The sequence below is a fragment of the Candidatus Pelagibacter sp. Uisw_094 genome (genome assembly GCF_047729535.1).
Taxonomy (GTDB): Bacteria; Pseudomonadota; Alphaproteobacteria; order Pelagibacterales; family Pelagibacteraceae; genus Pelagibacter.
This window is the reverse complement of sequence record NZ_CP159823.1, coordinates 833,144-850,790: the sequence shown is the minus strand read 5'-3', so window position 1 is coordinate 850,790 and position 17,647 is coordinate 833,144. Positions and strand designations below refer to the sequence as shown.

Below are 17,647 nucleotides of genomic sequence, written 5' to 3'. Positions count from 1 at the left end.
CTATGTTAAGTTGTTAGAAATATGTCTAATATTTTAATTATCAAACATGGTTCTTTAGGAGATATAGCGCAAGCTTGTGGGGCAATTCAAGATATTTCTGAAAACCACCCAGAAGATCAAATACATATATTAACAACAAAACCCTATTTTGAATTATTTAAAAAAAACCCATTTGTGAATAATGTTATTTTAGACAAACGTCTATCAAGGTTTAATATAATTTATCTATATTTACTGATGAGAACTTTAAAAAAACTAAAGATAAAAAAAGTTTATGATTTACAAAACTCATCTAGAACAAAATTCTATAAAAATATTTTATTTCCAAAAGCAAATTTTAACACTTGGTCTAGTTCAGAAACTACTTTACCAAAAAATATCTCAAAAGAAGAATTTGATAAAGACCCAGTTTTGAATAGATTTGATCATCAGCTAAAAGCTTCTGGTATTAAAACTGAACACACTATGAAACCAAACTTTAGTTGGGTTGTCACTAACATTGATAATCTTAAACAAGAATTTAACTTAGATAAATATATTGTTTTATTTCCTTTTTGTTCAGCTCATCTAACTCATAAAAAATGGCCTCATTACAATGAACTAATAGAGTTAATTAAAAATAAATATGAAGACCAAATTAAAGTTGTAGTAGCTCCAGGACCATCTGAAATTGATGATGCAAAAAACATTAATGCTCTTTCAATTTTAGATAAAGGTAAAGCTCTAGATATTTCTCAACTAGCAAGCTTGATTAAAGAAAGCTCATTTGTTATTGCAAATGATACGGGCCCAGCTCATATCTCCTCACACCTTGATGCAAAAGGACTAACTTTATTTGGTAAACATACAACTGCCTACAAGGTTAGCATTGAGAGAGAAAACTTTAAAGCAATTCAAGTTGATGATTTAGAAAAATTAAGTGCGGCTAAAATTTTAGAAAAAATATTAATTTAATTTCTTACCAATAATTTTCAATATTATAGGAACAGTGAAGAGTATCATTAGTAATCTTATAATATGATGAAATGCTACAAAGTTAGGGTCTAAATCAAACGCAATTGCTATGACTGCTACTTCATAAATTCCTCCAGGAGAAAAAGATAAAAGTAGAGTTAAAAAATTGGTATCAACAAAATATGTTGCAACAATTGCAGCTAACAATCCAAGAGCTACCAATATTGCAGTTGCAACCAAACTATGAAATGAATTACCTGCAACTTCTTTTAATGATTTATCTGCAAAACGACAACCAACAGAAGCACCCAAGATAAGTAAACAAAAATTTATACTTTCATTTGGTAGTTTATAGGAAGCAACTTCAGTTATTTGTAAAATTCCACTTGCAACTAATGTTCCTGATAATAATGCAGCAGGCACACCAATTTTATCAAATAAGAAAATTAATAATATTGAACCTATTAAGAGGATTAAAAGATGAAAATGGTTTTGATCAAGATAATCAAATTTTTCAATTGTTAGAGCTTCATTTGTTGAATAATTAACAACAAAAAAGGGAATAACAGTTATTATTATAATTAACCTAATTAAATGTGATGTAGCAACTTGTGATAAGTCAGATTTTTCATGTTCAGCTAATATCATTAAAGGTCCTAAAGCACCCGGTGCTGCTGAAAAAATAGAAGTTTTGACATTATAGCCTGAAAATTTTTGTAAATATTTAGATACAATTAAAATACTTATTAAAATATAGACAAACATTATTATTGAAGTCCACACCCATTCAGTCATTTGATTGATTAAATTTTGATCGATATAATTTCCAATATGAAGACCAAGAACTATTAAAATTGAACTTAAAGCTAGCTTTGGCATCTTAATTTTTATTCCACTTAATGCTGCAATTGAAACTGCAAGCATAGGACCAAGCATCCACGCCAATGGAATATTAAAATAGTCAGCTACAATTGCACTTGGGATAGAAATTAAAATAACTAATAGAAATTTTTTAGAAAATAATTGTTTTAAAGCATTTTTGTTTAAGTCAAGAGAAGCGTTCATATTATGAAATTTTTTTAAGTTTTTTTTCAATCTTAATTCTTGATAATCTTAAAATATTTAAAAATGATAAACAATTTTTTTTATTAAAATTACTAATGTGTCCTGTAATTGTTAGTGATCCTAAAATTTTGTTTTTAGTTGGTATTACTGGAACAGAAACAGAAGCGATCTCTCTATCTCTTTCACCAAAAGACATCGAATATTGGTTTTTAAGAATAGTTTCTTTATTTTTAATTGGTAAATTATGAAATGATGAAAGAACATGTCCGCTTGAACCTTTGTCTAGAGGTCTTTTTAATCCAGTTTGGATTGTGTGTTTTATGGGTTTATTGGGTTCACTAGTTATCAAACAAGTTCTATAATTTTTTTGTTTTACAAAAAAACTAGCTGTTTCATTTGATTTTGTCATTATGAAATCTAATTCATCTTTTATAAGTTTTTTAAAATTGAAACTATCATCATAAACTTCTATTAGCCTACCAATTGAACTTCCAAGTTTAAATGTACCGTTATCAATTCTTCTTAAAAACCCATAATTTTCTAATGATCTTGATATTCTAGAAACTCTACTTTTATAATCACCTGTAATTTTTGAAATTTCAGTTATGCTTAATGTTTCTTTCTTTAGTGTGAAACAATTTATAATCTCTAGTGCTTTGTTTACTGCCTCAACGCCATCAATTTTTTTTTTTATTTTAATCATATTCTACTAGGTAGAATAGCATGTTCTAACTAATAGAACAACATGGTAGAGTGGTATTGACTATTGATAAAGATTTCAAGTAAATGTCTTATTAACTAATAATAAAGAGGAAATAATGAAAAACATTAAAAAAATAGTTTCAGTACTATTTTCAGCAATTGTATTATTCTCTGCAACAGCAACAAATTCAATCGCAATGGATAAAATCCATTTCGTAATTGGTGGTGGTGCTGGTGGTGGATGGGATGGAACTGCTAGAGGTACTGGAGAAGCTTTAACAAAATCAGGAATGTTAAAAAGTGCATCATTTGAAAATATGTCAGGTGGTGGTGGAGGAAAAGCTTTAGCTTTCATGATTAACACCCAACCTAAAAATACGGTTTTAGTACAATCTACACCGTTAGTTTTAAGATCTATTACTAGACACGAAGGTTATGTTTCAGGGTCTGGAGTTCTATCTTATAAAGATGTTACACCAATCGCAGGTGTAATTGGTGACTATGGTGCAATTGCAGTTGCAAAAGACTCACCTTACAAAAACTTTAAAGATGTAGTTGATGCATACAAAAAGAATCCAGGCTCTATCAAAATGGCTGGTGGATCAGTAAGAGGAAGTATGGACCATTTAATTGGTGCTTTAGCTTTCCAAGCTGCTGGTGCTAATCCAAATGATGTTGTTTACATACCTTATGATGCTGGTGGAAAAGCGTTAGCTGGACTTTTATCTGGAGAAACTCAAATTATCTCTACAGGTTTAGGTGAACTTATGGGTGCAAGAGACCAAGTAAGAATTATTGGTATAACTGCTCCTTCAAGAGTAGCTGATGCGCCGGATGCACCAACTCTAAAAGAACAAGGATATGATGTTCAGTTCGTAAACTGGAGAGGATTTTTTGGACCTCCAAATATGAGCAATAAAGATAAAAAAGCTTTATCTACAATGTTAGGTAAAGTTATGGAAACTCCTGAATGGGAAGCTGTTAGAAAAAGAAATGCTTGGGTTAATATTTATAACTCAGATAAGGATTTTGTTAAATTCTTAGAAAAGCAAACTGTAGAAATGACAGCTCTTATGAAGAAATTGGGAGTTATATAATCCTTTAGGGTTATTTAAAAATTAGAGCAGTGAATATAAATACTACTAAAATTATATCACTGCTCTTTTTTATTTTCTCAGCATTCTATTTATATATCGCGTATCAAATTCAAGTTTTTTCATTTGATGAAAACTCACCTTTTAATGCCAGAACATTTCCAATTTATTTAGGTTATGCAGGTTTATTCTTTTCTAGTTTAAAAATTATTTTACCAGAACGTAATACCATTAAAGTTGATCATAATAATTTAGAGTACAAGAAAACGGCTATACTTGTGATTATAGCAATTATTTATGGAGCAACTATATTAAAAGTAGGTTATTTTTTAACGACCTCTCTATTTTTAGCGTCCTCTTATTATGCGTTAGGTGAGAGAAGGTGGAAATTAATATTTTTACTCTCTTTCCCTTTTGTTAGTGCTTTCATGTATCTTTTACATGGTGTGCTTGAAATTTATTTAAGAGATCCATTTTTAAAATTAATTGGAGTTATGGGGTGATTGAAGGAATTTTAATTGGTTTAAAAACAGCTCTTACATTTCAAAACATATTTATGGTTATGATTGGTTGTTTTTTTGGAACCATCATTGGGATGCTACCCGGTCTTGGGCCAATGACGGCAATTGCATTAATGATACCTATTACTTATGGTTTTGATCCAGCAACTGGATTAATTTTAATGGCGGGTGTTTATTATGGTGCAGTATTTGGTGGATCAACTTCATCAATTTTATTAAATGCTCCAGGCGTTCCTGGAACTGTTGCAACATCATTTGATGGATATCCAATGGCTCAACAAGGTAAAGCTGGAAAAGCCTTAGCGATTGCTGCTTGGAGTTCTTTTGCAGGTGGAACACTTGCTTCAATTTATTTATTATTTCTTGCGCCAAGCTTATCTAAAGTAAGTTTATCTTTTAGATCACCAGATTATTTTGCTTTAATGATTTTAGGTTTAACAGCAATTGCAGCCTTTTCATCAAAGGGACAATTCTTAAAAGCAATGATGATGGTTGTTCTAGGCTTAATGCTGGCATCAGTAGGGCAAGATTCATTATCTGATATTACAAGATTTACTTTTAATAATATGAATTTATCCGATGGGATAAGTTTCGTTTTAGTTGTGATGGCAACTTTTGCTATGAGTGAAGCCTTAACAATTATTTTAAAACGAAATGATCCATCTGCAGTTGCAAAACAAGTTTCATTAACAGAACTTGGTTCAATCAAGATTAATAAAGAAGAGAGAGGCAAAATGTTGAAAGCTATTCCTCGAAACTCAGTAATTGGTTTTTTAATTGGAGTTTTACCAGGTGCTGGAGCAACTATTGCTTCATTTCTAGCCTATGGAATGGAAAGAAATTTTGTTAGCGATGAAGAAAAAGAAAAATTTGGTAAAGGTAGTGTTCATGGTTTAACTGCACCAGAAACTGCAAATAATGCAGCGTGCTCTGGAGCTTTTGTTCCTTTATTAACTTTAGGAATACCCGGAAGTGGAACTACTGCAGTAATGCTTGGTGCTTTATTAGGATTTGGAATTCAACCAGGACCTAGACTTTATATAACTAATCCTGAAATTTTTTGGTCGGTAATCATGTCTATGTATATTGGAATGGTAGTGTTACTTATTTTAAACTTACCTTTGATACCTTACATAGCAAGAATACTTGCGGTACCTAAAAACTATTTAATTCCACTTATTCTATTTTTTTCAATTACAGGAATTTATGTAATGTCATTTAATAATTTTGATATTTATCTAATGATTGGGATTGCAGTTGTTGCAACTTTTATGCGCTTATATGATTTTCCAATGCCACCACTCATATTAGCTTTTGTTCTTGGTGGATTAATGGAAGAAAATTTAAGAAGATCTTTATTAATAAGTGATGGTTCATGGACTTTTTTATGGGGCAGACCTCTTACCGCTTCAATAATAGGAATAACAATATTAATTGTTGGGTGGCAAATTTATAAAACAATTAAAAATAAAAAGATTTAGTTTAGAATTTTTTTATATTCTTCAATAATCGTACTCCACTTAAATTTAGAAGAATTTTCTTTGGCAGCTTTTCCATACTCATGGAATTTATTATTTTCTAACATTAAATTGATTGATGAATAAACCTCATCTAATTCATTGCCATCACAGATTAAACCCGTTTTCTCATGTTTGATTGCATCTGCTGCACCCCCATCTTTTCCTCCAAGAGAGGGCAATCCATATTGAGCTGCTTCAACATAAGCAATACCAAATCCTTCAACTGATTTTTTATGAACAATTGATGGCATTACAAAAATATTAGATTTAGCAACTAGTGCATTTTTTAATTCATTAGAAATATCTTTAAAGAACATCACTTGTGGCTGAAGGCCCAATTCTGCCACTAATTTTTTAATATTTTCTTCTTCATCACCATAACCCACACAAATGTAGATAATACCTGGGTATATTTGTTTTAAATTTCGAAGAGCCATGATTACTTTTTCATGATTTTTTCTTTTATCAAATCTAGAGACAGTAATAAGTCTTGGAGATTTATGTTTTAATAAATTTTCTACTTTGTCTAAGGTTTTTTTATCTAATTCTTCAACAGCATCAACACCAGGGTTAATAACTATAATTTTATCTTGCTGAACCCCCAATGAAATAGCTAAATTTTTAGTGTATTCAGAATTAGCAACTATGGTTTCAACATTATCTAAAACCTCTAATACTCTTTTATTAAGAGAGGTACCTTTTTTATGATTAATTTCTTTACCATGGATCAAGCATATCTTTTTTTTATTAGTCTTAAGGTGTTCTAAACTTTTCCAGTGATCAGCAATAATACCATCAATCTTATTTTCTTTAATAAATTCATTAATCAATTGAGCTTTTCTATATTTTCTAAGAAGCTTTATTCCACCCACACGTTCTATTGAAAAAGAAACTTGTTCATCAAATAATTTATGATTTTCATAATAATCAGCAAATACTTTTATCATGTAGTGTTTTGAGAGTTCATTTGCTAAACCCCACATTAAATTTTGCATACCACCAATTTCAGGGGGAAATGTTTTTGTAACTATTAAATACATTAATTATCTAACCATTTAATGGCACATCCAGCACTTGGAATTTGTGTTTCAGGACCTTTGCCTGTCTCAGCTATTTGTTTCATTGCTATAAATAAATCACTATCACCAGCTCTTACTGGTTTTAAATTATCTAATTCTCTTATTCGACCTCTGTATTGTAATTCTAAATTATTGTTGTATCCAAAAAAATCAGGAGTGCACACTGCATTATAACTTTTTGCAATATTTTGAGTTTCATCAAGTAGATAAGGGAAATTAAACTGATGTTTTTTAGCAAATTCAATCATATTTTCAAAACTATCTTCAGGGTAATTAATTGTGTCATTAGAGCATATGGCCACTGCTGTAATACCTAATTCTTTTAAATTTTTACAATCTTCAACAATGTCTTTAATAACCGCTTTTACGTAAGGGCAGTGGTTGCAAATAAACATAACCAAAGTTCCATTTGTCCCTTTAACATCGTTTAATTTAATAATTTCGTTATTAGTAGACTTTAATTCGAAGCTTTTAGCAGCTTGTCCGAAATCACATATTGGAGTTTTTAACGGCATGTTATAATAATATATAAGTTATGTTTTATGATTTGGAAGATAAAAAAGTTAAAAATTTAGGTGAAAATTGGTCTGCATCTAACGCATCTATCATTGGTGATGTTACGCTAGAAAAAAATACCAGTATTTGGTTTAATGTTACTTTAAGAGGTGATGTTGAAAATATTTATGTAGGTGAAGGCTCCAATATTCAAGATGGCAGTGTATTGCATACTGACCCAGGCTACCCATTAAAAATTGGTAAAGATGTAACTATAGGTCACTTAGTTATGCTTCATGGATGCACAATTGAAGATAATTCTTTAATTGGAATTGGTGCTGTCATTTTAAATGGAGCAAAGATTGGAAAAAATTGCATCATAGGCGCTAATGCACTGATCACTGAAAATAAAGTCATTCCAGATAACTCTCTAGTAGTTGGTTCACCTGGTAAAATTGTAAGACAAGTATCAACTGAAGAGGTAAAGTTAATTACTAAAAATGCTGTTCATTATCAAGATAACTGGAAAAAATATTCTAAATCAGTATTTTAAGGAATTAACCAAGTATCTTTGTTATTTTCTAAATCAAATCTAGCTCTACGGTGACCCTTAGCTGCTAAATAAAGCCACTCAATACTTTTAATTTTACATTGAATAACAGTAAAGTTTTTATAACCCACCTCACTTTGCTCCATAGTAAATTCAAAATTATCTAACTCAGGTTTTAATCCTGAAGTCGGAGTTTCAGATTTCGTTCCTGGACCATTATCAACTAAATAACACTTTCTACTCATATGACCTGTTTTTAACCAAGACTGTTTTGTAATGTCATTTTCATGATTAACAATGCATTCAACTTTAAGCCTAACTTGAATCTTCTCTTCCTTGTCATAAAAAAGCATTGCTGCATTTTTATTTGATTTTAATTTAGGAATTTTATTAGATCTAATATCACTATGGTATTGGATAATATTATTTTCCTGATCAGATTTTCTAAGAACTACAATTCTTCCATCAAAGTCATCTTGACCACCACAAATAAATACAGGAATTCTAAAAGGAGACCCTCTATCTTTGATAGCATTATCCAACATTGACCAAATTTTATTTTTGATCTCAGTAAAGTCCTCATAGTAAGGAACAGTATTAGTCACTAATAATTATTTTTTCTTCTTTAATAGAGCAATCAAGCTTGAACTATCCCAACGGTTACCACCCATTTCTTGAACTTTAGCATAATAACTATCAATAAGTTCTGTTGTTGGAACTGGTGAGCCATTTTTCTTTGCTTCTTCAATTACAATTTTTAAATCTTTTCTCATCCATTCAACAGCAAAACCATAATCAAACTTATCATCAGTCATTGTTCTGTATCTATTTTCCATTTGCCAAGATTGAGCAGCACCTTTTGATATGGTTTCCATTACAATATCCATATCTAACCCTGCATTAATTCCAAAGTTAATAGCCTCTGATAAACCTTGCACAGCTCCAGCGATACACATTTGGTTCATCATCTTAGTTAATTGACCACTTCCAGTTTTACCAATTAGTTTTACTTTTCTGCTATAACAATCAATAACTTCCTCAGCTTTTTTAAAAACATCTTCATCACCACCAACCATTACAGTTAGTATTCCACCTTCTGCACCTGCTTGACCACCTGAAATAGGCGCATCTAAAAAGCCAAATCCTTTTTCTTTGGCTGCAGCATATAATTCTCTAGAAATTTCTGCTGATACAGTTGAGTTATCAACATAAACTGAACCTTCTTTGGCTGTTTTAAATAATCCATTTTCTCCAAGAGAAACTTCTCTTAAATTTTCATCATTACCAACGCAAGTAAAAATAAAATCTGCACCTTCAGCAGCTTTAGCAGGAGTATCTGCTTTTGAGCCCTTGTATTCTGTAATCCATTTATCAGCTTTAGTAGCTGTTCTATTATAAACAGTTACATTGTGACCAGCTTTTGATATATAACCTGCCATTGGATAACCCATGACACCAAGACCTATGAAAGCAACATTACAAGACATAATTTTTATTTCCTATGTTTAATAGTTTGAAGTTTAAAGTAATTCTATTTGGATTTATTTTTACATTTTTTTCTAGTTTTGGACAGAGTTATTTTTTAGGGCTGTTTAATTCAAGTATAAGAGATGCACTATCTATCACTCATGGACAATTTGGCTCAATTTATGCATCTGCCACTTTATTTAGTAGCTTATTATTAATTTGGGTTGGTAAGAAAATAGATGATGTAAATATTTTTAAATTTGCTTTATTTGTAATTATTCTTCTATCTTTTGCATGTTTTTTCTTCTAAAAGTTTCATCAGTTTTTTTACTTTTTATTGCAATTTTTTTAATGAGATTTTCAGGTCAAGGATTGATGTCTCATACAGCATCAACTACTATTTCAAGGTACTTTACTAGAACAAGAGGTAGAGCATTAAGCATCAGTTGGTTTGGACTTTCGTCTGCAGAATTTATTATGCCTGTATTAATTATATATCTATTAACTATCGTAGATTGGCAAAATCTTTGGCTTATAGTTTTCAATTACGTTTTAATTATTTTACCTATAATCCTTTTTATTAATTAAAAATTTAAATTTAGATTCTAGAGAAGCTAGTGATGAAAATATTAAAGAAGTTGAGATTAAACAATGGAGTAGGAGAGAAGTAATTAAGGATTACAGATTTTATATAATAAGCTTAAATATGCTTGCCATGCCATGGATTTTTACTGGTTTTGCTGTTTTTCAATCTTTTGTGCAAACCTCTAAAGGTTGGGGACCCTATGTAATTGCTCAATCATTTATGTCTTATTCAATACTTTCAGTACTAACTTTATTTTTATCTGGGTTTTTAATAGATAAATTTACAAGTAGAAAACTTTTGATTTATATGAATATTCCACTTTTATTGTTGCAGTTGTTGTTTTATCTATTTTGATACTCCAATTTGCATTTTTATTTTTAGGGTTAGTTGGTGTTTCTAATGGATTTGCAAATATATTAGGTTCGGCTACGTGGGCTGAATTATATGGAGTCAAAAACCTTGGATCAATTAAGGCCCTCACAACTGCTTTGATGGTTTTTGCCACAGCTTTTGGTACTGCTTTATTTGGTTTATTGATCGATTTAGGTTTTACAGTAGGTGATATTGCTCTTATCTCTGGCTTTTATATTTTTATTTCAATAATCGTTCTTTTTTTGATAAGAAAAAAATTAAATCCAATAATAATTTAGAAAATCCTTGCATTTTTTATTATGACGGTATAGATAATCGCCCATGGCTAGAGTAACAGTAGAAGATTGCATAGATAAAGTAGAAAGTCCTTACGAATTAGTATTGGTTGCTAAAGAAAGAGCTGTTCAATTAAATTCAGGTCTTGAGCCTACACTTGATAGAGATAATGACAAAAATACAGTTATATCTTTAAGAGAAATTGCAGAAGAAACCATTAAAGTTTCAGACTTAACTGATAGCGCTATTCACAAACTTAGAAAACATGTTGAACAAGTTGACGATGGTACTGATGATGATGAAGTTATCGGTGATGATTTTGACAGTATGTACAAAGGTGAAATTTCTAAAAGTGGAACACCTATTTTACCATCTAAAAGAGCTAGAAAAATTCCAGAAAAAATTCAAGTTGCACCAGAAGATTTAGAAGAACTAACTGCAAAAGCAGAACCAGAAGTAGAAGTTAATCCAGAACTTGAAGTTGCTAGTGAAGAAACTGAAGTTGCTAGTGAAGACACTGAAACTGGAATTATTAAATTCCTTTAAGATTTCTTCCCTGTGTTCATCTAAGTCTGGAATATCACCACGTGTTGTTTCATCCTTATAATTAGACATTTTAATTGGATTACCCGCTAATTTAAAATCTCCAATTACTTTGTGATGTGCTTTAACAATCATATTTCTTGCTTGAACTTGAGGGTTTTCAACGGCTTCTTTAATATTAAATATTGGACCACATGGAATTTTTTCTTTTTCCATTTCACTTACCCAGTCATTAGTATTTTTAACAATAAGTTTATCTTCAAGTATTTTTTTAAGATCATCCATATTTTCTGATCGCAATGAGTTTGTATTAAATTTTGGATCTTTAGATATTTCAGGAATATTTAAAACATTACAAAGTTTTTCAAATAATTTTTCATTACCAGCTGCTATAATGATGTGACTATCTTTTGTTTTAAAAGCCTCAAAAGGAGCAATAGATGGGTGACGGGATCCCATTGGTTTTGGTATTTCATTTTTAGCAAGATATCTTGCAATAGCATTTTCTAAAATTGCTATTTGACAGTCTAGCATTGAAACATCAATAAAAGTTCCTTTGCCAGTTTTTTCTCTATCATAAAGTGCAGCATTAATTCCAACTGTAGTAAATAAGCCCGCAGTAATATCACCGATAGATGTACCAACTCTTGTTGGTTCAGAATTTGGCTGACCGGTAACACTCATTAAACCACCCATACCTTGAACAACCATATCGTAAGCAGGCAATTCTTTTAATGGACCTGTTTGTCCAAAGCCAGAAGCTGATGCATAAATTAATCTTGGATATTTTTTACAAACATCTTTCCATCCATATCCCCATTTTTCTAATGTACCTGGTTTAAAATTCTCAACTAAGATATCTGCTTTAGCTAATATTTTTTCAAATATTTTTTTATCATCAGTGTTTTTTAGATTAAGTGCTATACTTTCTTTCCCTCTATTTAGTGACATAAAATAGGCTGAATAATCCTCAATAAAGGGCCCAAATTTTCTTGAATCATCACCAACCTCTGGCGCTTCTACCTTTATCACTCGTGCACCTAAATCTGAGAGCATCATTGTGCAATAAGGGCCAACAAGGACCCTAGTTAGGTCAAGAACTAATAGGTTTTTTAAAGGACCGTCCATATTTTATAGAATAATGTTTTTGTGTAGTGTTGACTCTTATCAATAACTTTAATTATATGCATCTCTTAAATAACATAATGAGAGGAATAATAATGTTTAAAAAAATATCGTTATATTTTACAGCATTAGTTTTAGTTTTATCAACAGTTGGTTCTGCTTATGCGGTAACGTTAAAAGCAAGTCACCAATGGCCTGGTACTCCTAGAGCTGATGGATCTTTTGACCCACGTCACGAAATGGTTCAAATTATTGCTGATGAAGAAACAAAAGCTAATGTTGATATTGATATCAGAATTTACCCTGAAAAATCTTTACATAAACCGAAACAACAGTGGAAGCCAATGACTACTGGTCAATTAGATATATCTGCTTTCCCTTTAGGATACGCATCAAAGTTTCACCCAGAGTTCAGTGCAACTTTAATGCCAGGAACAGTTAAAAACCATGATCATGCACTAAGATTTAATAAATCTCCAATGATGACTGAGATTAAAAAAATCATTAATGATGCAGGTGTAGTTGTTTTATCTGATGCTTGGTTAGGTGGTGGTTTTGTTTCAACAACAAAAGGTATTAGAAAACCAAGTGATGCAAAAGGTGAAGTAATCAGAGCAGCTGGAAAGCATTTAACCAAATGCTTGAAACAACAGAAGCTGGTATTCAAAGTATGCCATCTTCAGAAATTTATACTGGTCTACAAACAGGTGTATTAACTGGTGCAAATACTAGCTCAGGAAGTTTTGTAAGTTACAAAATTTATGAACAAGTTAAATGTGCAACACCTCCAGGAAAATTTGGTCTATGGTTTATGTATGAGCCGATCCTTATGTCTAAGAAGTCTTTTGATGCTTTAAGTTCTAAGCAACAAGAAGCTCTTATGAAAGCTGGAAAAGAAGCTGAAAAATATATGACAGCACAAGTAGCTAATCTTGATAAGACATTTGAAGATGCTTATAGAGATGCTGGTGTTGAGTTAGTATATATGACAGCTGCAGATCACGCTGAATGGATTGAGATCGCAAAGAAAACTGCCCACAAAGCGTTTGCAGAGCAAGTACCAGGTGGTGCTAAGCTTATGGAAATGGCTTTAGCAGTTAAATAAATTAATATATAAAGCCCTTGTTTTAAAATAAATAAGGGCTTTTTTTATGATAAAAAATTATTTAAAATTTTGTAATTACACAGCTCAAGCTTGTGGAGCTTTTGCTGTAGGCGCTTTAATCTTGTCTATCTTGGTAATTGTCGAACTAGTTTTTGAAAGATATTTTTTTCAACATGCAATTACTTGGCAAACAGAATTGGTTACAATGTTGCTTGTTGCATCTACTTTTATTGGTAGTGCTTATGTTTTAAGTGAAAAAGCTCATGTAAGTATGGAGTGGATCTACGACTTTATGTCTGAAAAAAATATTATTAAACTCAAGATCTTTACTTCATTTTTAAGCTTAGGGTTTTTTCTAACATTGTTTTATTTTGGTTTCTTAATGGTAGAGGAAGCTTTCATTAAAAATTACACTACAGGCACAATATGGGATCCTCCTTTATGGGTGCCTTATTCATCAATGTTAATAGGTTCTATTTTAATGAGACTTCAATATATTGCTGAAATAATAAAACTATTTGATGAAAAGGATTTTAAATAATGGATCCGTTAACGATTGCAATAATAGTTGCTGTTTTTACACTAATAGTTTTATTCTCAGGTATTCCAATTGCTTTTGGATTAAGTTTTGTTTCAATTACTCTCTTGGTTGCTTTCGAAGGACTGCAAATGTTAGATGTATTTGCTGAAACTTTTTATGCAGGACTAAATTCTTTTGTATTACTATCAATTCCAATGTTCATTCTTATGGGGATGGCTGTTGCTCATTCACCTGCAGGCAAAGATTTATATACTGGTCTTGATAGATGGTTATGGAGAGTTCCAGGTGGTTTAGTTATATCTAATATTGGTGCATGTTCAATTTTTGCAGCTTTAAGTGGATCAAGTCCAGCGACATGTGCTGCTATTGGTACTATGGGAATTCCAGAAATGAGAAAAAGAGGGTACTCAGATGAAATTGCCACAGGAACAATTGCTGCTGGAGGAACTTTAGGAGTTTTAATTCCACCTAGTATAGTTTTAATTGTTTATGGTATGGCAACTGGAACTTCTATTGGAAGACTATTTTTATCTGGTATTATTCCTGGGTTTATGTTGGCAAGTCTTTTTGCTGTTTGGGCATTAATACACAGTTACTTCATTGATAAAAATGCATCAAAATTATTAAGAAATAGAAAGCCACCAACTTTAAAAGAAAAACTAGAAGTTCTTCCTAGAATTTTTCCGTTTTTAGCAATCATTGTTGGGGTTTTATATGTTCTCTATGGAGGAGTTGCGACACCATCAGAAGCGTCAGGTGTTGGAGCATTTTTAGTTTTTGTAATGATAGCTGTTGTTTACAAAATTTATCAACCTAAGAAAATCTGGAATATTGTTAAAATTTCGATGAAAGAAAGTGTAATGATAATGTTTATTATTGCGGCATCCTATCTTTTTGCATTCACACTATCCCAACTTTATGTAACGCAATCCCTTGCTCAAAGCATGATTGAGTTAAGTAGTAATAAATGGATGATTTTTTTAATGGTTAATGTGTTTTTACTTGTTGCTGGTTTCTTTTTACCGCCAGTAGCTGTTATTGTAATGACTTCAGCTATATTATTGCCTGTTATTACTACACTAGGCTTTGATCCATATTGGTTTGCAATAGTATTTACTATAAATATGGAAATAGGCTTAATAACACCACCCGTTGGATTAAATCTTTATATAATTAAAGGAATAACGCCTGATGTAAGTTTATCTACAATCTTAAAGGGATCGTTTCCATTTATGATGATGATGGTTTTATCCATATTGATATTGTGTATTTTTCCTGAAATTGTAAGTTGGCTACCTGATAAATTAATGGGTAAACCTCTTGGATATTAAAAAAAAAATTAATAGAAAAGTTTCCGTTGCACCCATGATGGATTGTACTGATCGTCATGAACGTTTTTTTTTAAGACTGATCAGTAAAAATACATTGTTCTATACTGAAATGGTTGTCACAAAATCTGCTATTCATAGAGGAGATCAAAAAAAAATTCTTAGAATTTAATCCAGATGAAAAACCAATAGCTCTTCAAGTTGGTGGATCTGACAAACAGCCTTAGCAGAGGCAGCAAAAGCTGGTGAGGACATGGGTTATGATGAGATAAATTTAAATCTTGGTTGTCCTAGGAAAAAAGTTGAAAAAAATAAATTTGGTGCATGCTTAATGAAAGAACCAGATTTAGTTGCAGAGTGTTTAAGTAAAATGGCAATCGTTGTAAAATTCCTGTTACAATTAAAACAAGAATTGGTTACGATGACACTGAAGACTTTGAAAATTTACATCATTTTATACTAACGATAAAAAGGACTGGTGTTAGAACTTTTATATTCATGCAAGAAAAGCTATTCTACTGGAATGTCACCTAAGCAAAATTTAAACATTCCTCAACTAAAATATGGAATTGGTCTACAAAATAAAAGAAGATAATCCAGACCAAGAAATTATTATTAATGGTGGAATTACAACAACTGATCAAATGAAAGATCATTTAGGTATAGGTGATGGTGTTATGATTGGACGATCTGTTTATCACACTCCTTATTCGTTAGCTGAAATTGAAAATGAAATATTTGGAATAATAAAAACGTACAAGAGAAGAAATTGCGAGAAATTACTAGAGTACCTAGAGGAAGAAATTAAGATAGGCACACAATTAAATCAAATTATGAGACACACACTTGGATTATATCATGGTCAAATAGGTTCAAAAGAATGGAAAAGATATTTAAGTGAAAATATGATGTGCAAGAGATTCTGATGTTAAAAAGATCAAAACATATAATGACCATTGTGCAAAATAACGAGAAAGCCAATCAAGTTAGTTCATAATCGAAAACTTAAACTATGGTGAGATAATTAACCTACTAGCGGTCCTTGGAATATCTGCGGCTGTTGGTTTTGTGGCTGGATTACTTGGTGTTGGAGGTGGATTAATTACAGTTCCATTTTTGTATTATGCTTTAACTGTATTAGAGTTTGAATTAGCAACTAGTAATGCACTTAGCAGTTGGAACGTCTTTTGCAATAATAATCCCAACGTCAATAATTTCGACCAATCATATGAATTTAATGCAGTGGATTTTAATATGGTAAAATGCTATGGAATATTTATGTTATTGGGGGTGTATAGCGGGGACATTATTTGCTGTAAATCTAAAGACACCAACTCTAGTACTATTCTTCTCAATATTTGCTTTTATGGTGGGTTTATTATTTTATTTTCCTAAGAGAAAAACTTGTGGAAAATCCTGAAACAATTTCTAACATTGTTAAAAATATATCTGGCGATTGGTTGGTTTTATTTCAGGCCCCTAGGTATTGGTGGTGGATCATGAATGGTACCATTTATGAGAACTTTTGGTTATGCCATAAGAAAATCAATAGGAACAGCTGCAGCTGTTGGTTTTTTAATTTCGCTTAGTTGGAGCAATCACCAGGATTATAGGTGGGAAGATAATTGATAAAAACAAACTCCTTTTAGTGTGGGTTATATAAATCTATTAGGGTTTGTAGTCTTTGTTCCAGTTACAACTTTTATGGCAAGGTTGGGTGCAAAAACCGTTTACAAAATAGATAAAAATACAATTAAGTAAAATACTTGGTGTTTTTTTACTAATAGTTGCAGCAAAGTTTTTATATGAATACTTTAAATATAATGAACAAATAATTAAATGTTTAATTTAAAACAGATAATTTCATCTATTGCAGACGCAGGCCAAAAACTTTTTAGTATTAAAAACATTAAAAAAAATAACTTAGAATCTATTATACCTTTATGTGATGATTTAATTTCTCATAAAGGTGCTGCATTTGGAATTACTGTTGCTAGAGATATTACTGAATTATACCAATCACTATCACCAGAAAAAAAATTATTATTTTTCAAACAAATTAAGAAAAATATAAACCCAGCTTTAAAAAAGTTAATGAAGCAATAGAAGATTATACGAAATCGCAAAACGAAAGAACCTTATCTGATCTATTTAAGGTTTCTGAGGGTAAGCGAAGAGAACTTTTTAGAAGAATGAACATGGCACCTAATGGAACAGCGATTATAGTTGCCTTAAGAGAGGATTTGTTAAAAATATTAAAGATCCAATAAAGAGCTTTCAGAATTAGATAATGACCTTAGACATTTATTTAGAGCCTGGTTTAA

The 17,647-nt window shown here is 31.1% G+C and carries 24 protein-coding genes and 2 pseudogenes; 19 read left to right on the top strand and 7 right to left on the bottom strand.

All coding sequences use genetic code 11. The features are described 5' to 3' along the window. Positions 1 to 21 precede the first annotated feature (21 nt). The gene (locus ABXT72_RS04700) at positions 22 to 954 is read left to right on the top strand and encodes a glycosyltransferase family 9 protein (protein WP_415277811.1); all 933 of its coding nucleotides are present in this window, start codon (positions 22 to 24) and stop codon (positions 952 to 954) included. On the opposite strand, the gene ABXT72_RS04695 is transcribed toward ABXT72_RS04700, so the two are convergent. Then, positions 946 to 2,019: an AbrB family transcriptional regulator gene (locus ABXT72_RS04695; protein ID WP_415277810.1), complete on the bottom strand. Its 1,074-nt coding sequence runs from the start codon at positions 2,017 to 2,019 to the stop codon at positions 946 to 948. The genes ABXT72_RS04700 and ABXT72_RS04695 overlap by 9 nt on opposite strands. Position 2,020: 1 nt before the next feature. Continuing rightward, positions 2,021 to 2,722 (bottom strand): IclR family transcriptional regulator, encoded by a 702-nt coding sequence (locus ABXT72_RS04690; protein WP_006996686.1) that lies wholly within the window; start codon positions 2,720 to 2,722, stop codon positions 2,021 to 2,023. 115 nt (positions 2,723 to 2,837) lie between these two features. Between ABXT72_RS04690 and ABXT72_RS04685 the strand changes: the two genes are divergently transcribed. From ABXT72_RS04685 to ABXT72_RS04675, 3 genes are read left to right on the top strand one after another with little or no spacing between them, the layout of a single operon-like run. Continuing rightward, positions 2,838 to 3,818 (top strand): tripartite tricarboxylate transporter substrate binding protein, encoded by a 981-nt coding sequence (locus tag ABXT72_RS04685; protein WP_415277809.1) that lies wholly within the window; start codon positions 2,838 to 2,840, stop codon positions 3,816 to 3,818. 29 nt (positions 3,819 to 3,847) lie between these two features. Continuing rightward, on the top strand, positions 3,848 to 4,318 hold the full coding sequence (locus ABXT72_RS04680) for a tripartite tricarboxylate transporter TctB family protein (protein WP_415277808.1): 471 nt from the start codon (positions 3,848 to 3,850) through the stop codon (positions 4,316 to 4,318). Then, on the top strand, positions 4,315 to 5,817 hold the full coding sequence (locus ABXT72_RS04675; protein ID WP_415277807.1) for a tripartite tricarboxylate transporter permease: 1,503 nt from the start codon (positions 4,315 to 4,317) through the stop codon (positions 5,815 to 5,817). Before ABXT72_RS04680 ends, ABXT72_RS04675 begins: the two co-directional genes overlap by 4 nt. Here ABXT72_RS04675 and ABXT72_RS04670 read toward each other — a convergent pair. Further along, positions 5,814 to 6,896: a glycosyltransferase family 4 protein gene (locus ABXT72_RS04670; protein WP_415277806.1), complete on the bottom strand. Its 1,083-nt coding sequence runs from the start codon at positions 6,894 to 6,896 to the stop codon at positions 5,814 to 5,816. The genes ABXT72_RS04675 and ABXT72_RS04670 overlap by 4 nt on opposite strands. After that, entirely contained in the window at positions 6,896 to 7,450 is a 555-nt protein-coding gene (locus tag ABXT72_RS04665; protein ID WP_415277805.1) for a thioredoxin family protein, read from the bottom strand. Before ABXT72_RS04665 ends, ABXT72_RS04670 begins: the two co-directional genes overlap by 1 nt. 20 nt (positions 7,451 to 7,470) lie before the next feature. Between ABXT72_RS04665 and ABXT72_RS04660 the strand changes: the two genes are divergently transcribed. After that, the gene (locus ABXT72_RS04660; protein WP_415277804.1) at positions 7,471 to 7,983 is read left to right on the top strand and encodes a gamma carbonic anhydrase family protein; all 513 of its coding nucleotides are present in this window, start codon (positions 7,471 to 7,473) and stop codon (positions 7,981 to 7,983) included. Here the strand turns inward: ABXT72_RS04660 and ABXT72_RS04655 are convergent. Then, complete coding sequence (locus ABXT72_RS04655; RefSeq protein WP_415277803.1) at positions 7,980 to 8,585, bottom strand: flavin-binding protein; 606 nt, start codon at positions 8,583 to 8,585, stop codon at positions 7,980 to 7,982. The genes ABXT72_RS04660 and ABXT72_RS04655 overlap by 4 nt on opposite strands. Positions 8,586 to 8,591: 6 nt before the next feature. Continuing rightward, on the bottom strand, positions 8,592 to 9,467 hold the full coding sequence (locus tag ABXT72_RS04650; RefSeq protein WP_415277802.1) for an NAD(P)-dependent oxidoreductase: 876 nt from the start codon (positions 9,465 to 9,467) through the stop codon (positions 8,592 to 8,594). Between the two features lie 14 nt (positions 9,468 to 9,481). Between ABXT72_RS04650 and ABXT72_RS04645 the strand changes: the two genes are divergently transcribed. From ABXT72_RS04645 to rpoZ, 5 genes are all read left to right on the top strand, one after another. Then, positions 9,482 to 9,757 (top strand): hypothetical protein, encoded by a 276-nt coding sequence (locus tag ABXT72_RS04645; RefSeq protein WP_415277801.1) that lies wholly within the window; start codon positions 9,482 to 9,484, stop codon positions 9,755 to 9,757. After that, entirely contained in the window at positions 9,742 to 10,035 is a 294-nt protein-coding gene (locus ABXT72_RS04640; protein WP_415277800.1) for a hypothetical protein, read from the top strand. The genes ABXT72_RS04645 and ABXT72_RS04640 overlap by 16 nt, the downstream gene beginning before the upstream one ends. A gap of 118 nt (positions 10,036 to 10,153) precedes the next feature. Next, the gene (locus ABXT72_RS04635; RefSeq protein ID WP_415277799.1) at positions 10,154 to 10,387 is read left to right on the top strand and encodes a hypothetical protein; all 234 of its coding nucleotides are present in this window, start codon (positions 10,154 to 10,156) and stop codon (positions 10,385 to 10,387) included. After that, entirely contained in the window at positions 10,384 to 10,683 is a 300-nt protein-coding gene (locus tag ABXT72_RS04630; protein WP_415277798.1) for a hypothetical protein, read from the top strand. The genes ABXT72_RS04635 and ABXT72_RS04630 overlap by 4 nt, the downstream gene beginning before the upstream one ends. 43 nt (positions 10,684 to 10,726) lie before the next feature. Then, positions 10,727 to 11,227: a DNA-directed RNA polymerase subunit omega gene (gene rpoZ, locus ABXT72_RS04625; protein WP_415277797.1), complete on the top strand. Its 501-nt coding sequence runs from the start codon at positions 10,727 to 10,729 to the stop codon at positions 11,225 to 11,227. Here rpoZ and ABXT72_RS04620 read toward each other — a convergent pair. Next, positions 11,114 to 12,352, bottom strand: coding sequence for a CaiB/BaiF CoA transferase family protein (locus ABXT72_RS04620; RefSeq protein WP_415277796.1), 1,239 nt, complete (start codon positions 12,350 to 12,352; stop codon positions 11,114 to 11,116). The two genes, rpoZ and ABXT72_RS04620, sit on opposite strands and share 114 nt — an antisense overlap. A 92-nt stretch (positions 12,353 to 12,444) precedes the next feature. Here ABXT72_RS04620 and dctP point away from each other — a divergent pair. The 9 genes and pseudogenes from dctP (at position 12,445) to ABXT72_RS04575 (ending at position 17,593) form a co-directional block, all read left to right on the top strand. Beyond that, a pseudogene (gene dctP, locus ABXT72_RS04615) lies at positions 12,445 to 13,454 on the top strand (TRAP transporter substrate-binding protein DctP). Positions 13,455 to 13,500: 46 nt separating this feature from the next. After that, the gene (locus tag ABXT72_RS04610; protein ID WP_415277795.1) at positions 13,501 to 13,995 is read left to right on the top strand and encodes a TRAP transporter small permease subunit; all 495 of its coding nucleotides are present in this window, start codon (positions 13,501 to 13,503) and stop codon (positions 13,993 to 13,995) included. Next, complete coding sequence (locus ABXT72_RS04605) at positions 13,995 to 15,326, top strand: TRAP transporter large permease (RefSeq protein ID WP_415277794.1); 1,332 nt, start codon at positions 13,995 to 13,997, stop codon at positions 15,324 to 15,326. The genes ABXT72_RS04610 and ABXT72_RS04605 overlap by 1 nt, the downstream gene beginning before the upstream one ends. 34 nt (positions 15,327 to 15,360) lie before the next feature. Continuing rightward, positions 15,361 to 15,786, top strand: a pseudogene (locus tag ABXT72_RS04600) (tRNA-dihydrouridine synthase). A 100-nt stretch (positions 15,787 to 15,886) separates the two neighbouring features. Next, positions 15,887 to 16,249: a tRNA-dihydrouridine synthase gene (locus tag ABXT72_RS04595; RefSeq protein WP_415277793.1), complete on the top strand. Its 363-nt coding sequence runs from the start codon at positions 15,887 to 15,889 to the stop codon at positions 16,247 to 16,249. A 142-nt stretch (positions 16,250 to 16,391) separates the two neighbouring features. After that, the gene (locus ABXT72_RS04590; RefSeq protein WP_415277792.1) at positions 16,392 to 16,718 is read left to right on the top strand and encodes a hypothetical protein; all 327 of its coding nucleotides are present in this window, start codon (positions 16,392 to 16,394) and stop codon (positions 16,716 to 16,718) included. A 108-nt stretch (positions 16,719 to 16,826) separates the two neighbouring features. Further along, positions 16,827 to 16,952 (top strand): hypothetical protein, encoded by a 126-nt coding sequence (locus ABXT72_RS04585; RefSeq protein WP_415277791.1) that lies wholly within the window; start codon positions 16,827 to 16,829, stop codon positions 16,950 to 16,952. Positions 16,953 to 17,162: 210 nt separating this feature from the next. Next, positions 17,163 to 17,429 carry a hypothetical protein gene (locus ABXT72_RS04580; protein WP_415277790.1) on the top strand — a complete coding sequence of 89 codons (267 nt, stop codon included), beginning with the start codon at positions 17,163 to 17,165 and terminating at the stop codon, positions 17,427 to 17,429. Continuing rightward, on the top strand, positions 17,426 to 17,593 hold the full coding sequence (locus ABXT72_RS04575) for a malonyl-CoA decarboxylase N-terminal domain-containing protein (protein ID WP_415279165.1): 168 nt from the start codon (positions 17,426 to 17,428) through the stop codon (positions 17,591 to 17,593). The genes ABXT72_RS04580 and ABXT72_RS04575 overlap by 4 nt, the downstream gene beginning before the upstream one ends. Positions 17,594 to 17,647 lie beyond the last annotated feature (54 nt).

Excerpts from the sequence above, each read along its gene's own strand:
- ABXT72_RS04700 (WP_415277811.1), top strand. The coding sequence starts at position 22 with ATGTCTAATATTTTAATTATCAAACATGGTTCTTTAGGAGATATAGCG.
- ABXT72_RS04695 (WP_415277810.1), bottom strand. The coding sequence starts at position 2,019 with ATGAACGCTTCTCTTGACTTAAACAAAAATGCTTTAAAACAATTATTT.
- ABXT72_RS04690 (WP_006996686.1), bottom strand. The coding sequence starts at position 2,722 with ATGATTAAAATAAAAAAAAAAATTGATGGCGTTGAGGCAGTAAACAAA.
- ABXT72_RS04685 (WP_415277809.1), top strand. The coding sequence starts at position 2,838 with ATGAAAAACATTAAAAAAATAGTTTCAGTACTATTTTCAGCAATTGTA.
- ABXT72_RS04670 (WP_415277806.1), bottom strand. The coding sequence starts at position 6,896 with ATGTATTTAATAGTTACAAAAACATTTCCCCCTGAAATTGGTGGTATG.
- ABXT72_RS04665 (WP_415277805.1), bottom strand. The coding sequence starts at position 7,450 with ATGCCGTTAAAAACTCCAATATGTGATTTCGGACAAGCTGCTAAAAGC.
- ABXT72_RS04660 (WP_415277804.1), top strand. The coding sequence starts at position 7,471 with ATGTTTTATGATTTGGAAGATAAAAAAGTTAAAAATTTAGGTGAAAAT.
- ABXT72_RS04650 (WP_415277802.1), bottom strand. The coding sequence starts at position 9,467 with ATGTCTTGTAATGTTGCTTTCATAGGTCTTGGTGTCATGGGTTATCCA.
- ABXT72_RS04645 (WP_415277801.1), top strand. The coding sequence starts at position 9,482 with ATGTTTAATAGTTTGAAGTTTAAAGTAATTCTATTTGGATTTATTTTT.
- ABXT72_RS04640 (WP_415277800.1), top strand. The coding sequence starts at position 9,742 with ATGTTTTTTCTTCTAAAAGTTTCATCAGTTTTTTTACTTTTTATTGCA.
- ABXT72_RS04635 (WP_415277799.1), top strand. The coding sequence starts at position 10,154 with ATGCTTGCCATGCCATGGATTTTTACTGGTTTTGCTGTTTTTCAATCT.
- rpoZ (WP_415277797.1), top strand. The coding sequence starts at position 10,727 with ATGGCTAGAGTAACAGTAGAAGATTGCATAGATAAAGTAGAAAGTCCT.
- ABXT72_RS04620 (WP_415277796.1), bottom strand. The coding sequence starts at position 12,352 with ATGGACGGTCCTTTAAAAAACCTATTAGTTCTTGACCTAACTAGGGTC.
- ABXT72_RS04610 (WP_415277795.1), top strand. The coding sequence starts at position 13,501 with ATGATAAAAAATTATTTAAAATTTTGTAATTACACAGCTCAAGCTTGT.
- ABXT72_RS04605 (WP_415277794.1), top strand. The coding sequence starts at position 13,995 with ATGGATCCGTTAACGATTGCAATAATAGTTGCTGTTTTTACACTAATA.
- ABXT72_RS04595 (WP_415277793.1), top strand. The coding sequence starts at position 15,887 with ATGGAATTGGTCTACAAAATAAAAGAAGATAATCCAGACCAAGAAATT.
- ABXT72_RS04585 (WP_415277791.1), top strand. The coding sequence starts at position 16,827 with ATGGTACCATTTATGAGAACTTTTGGTTATGCCATAAGAAAATCAATA.
- ABXT72_RS04580 (WP_415277790.1), top strand. The coding sequence starts at position 17,163 with ATGTTTAATTTAAAACAGATAATTTCATCTATTGCAGACGCAGGCCAA.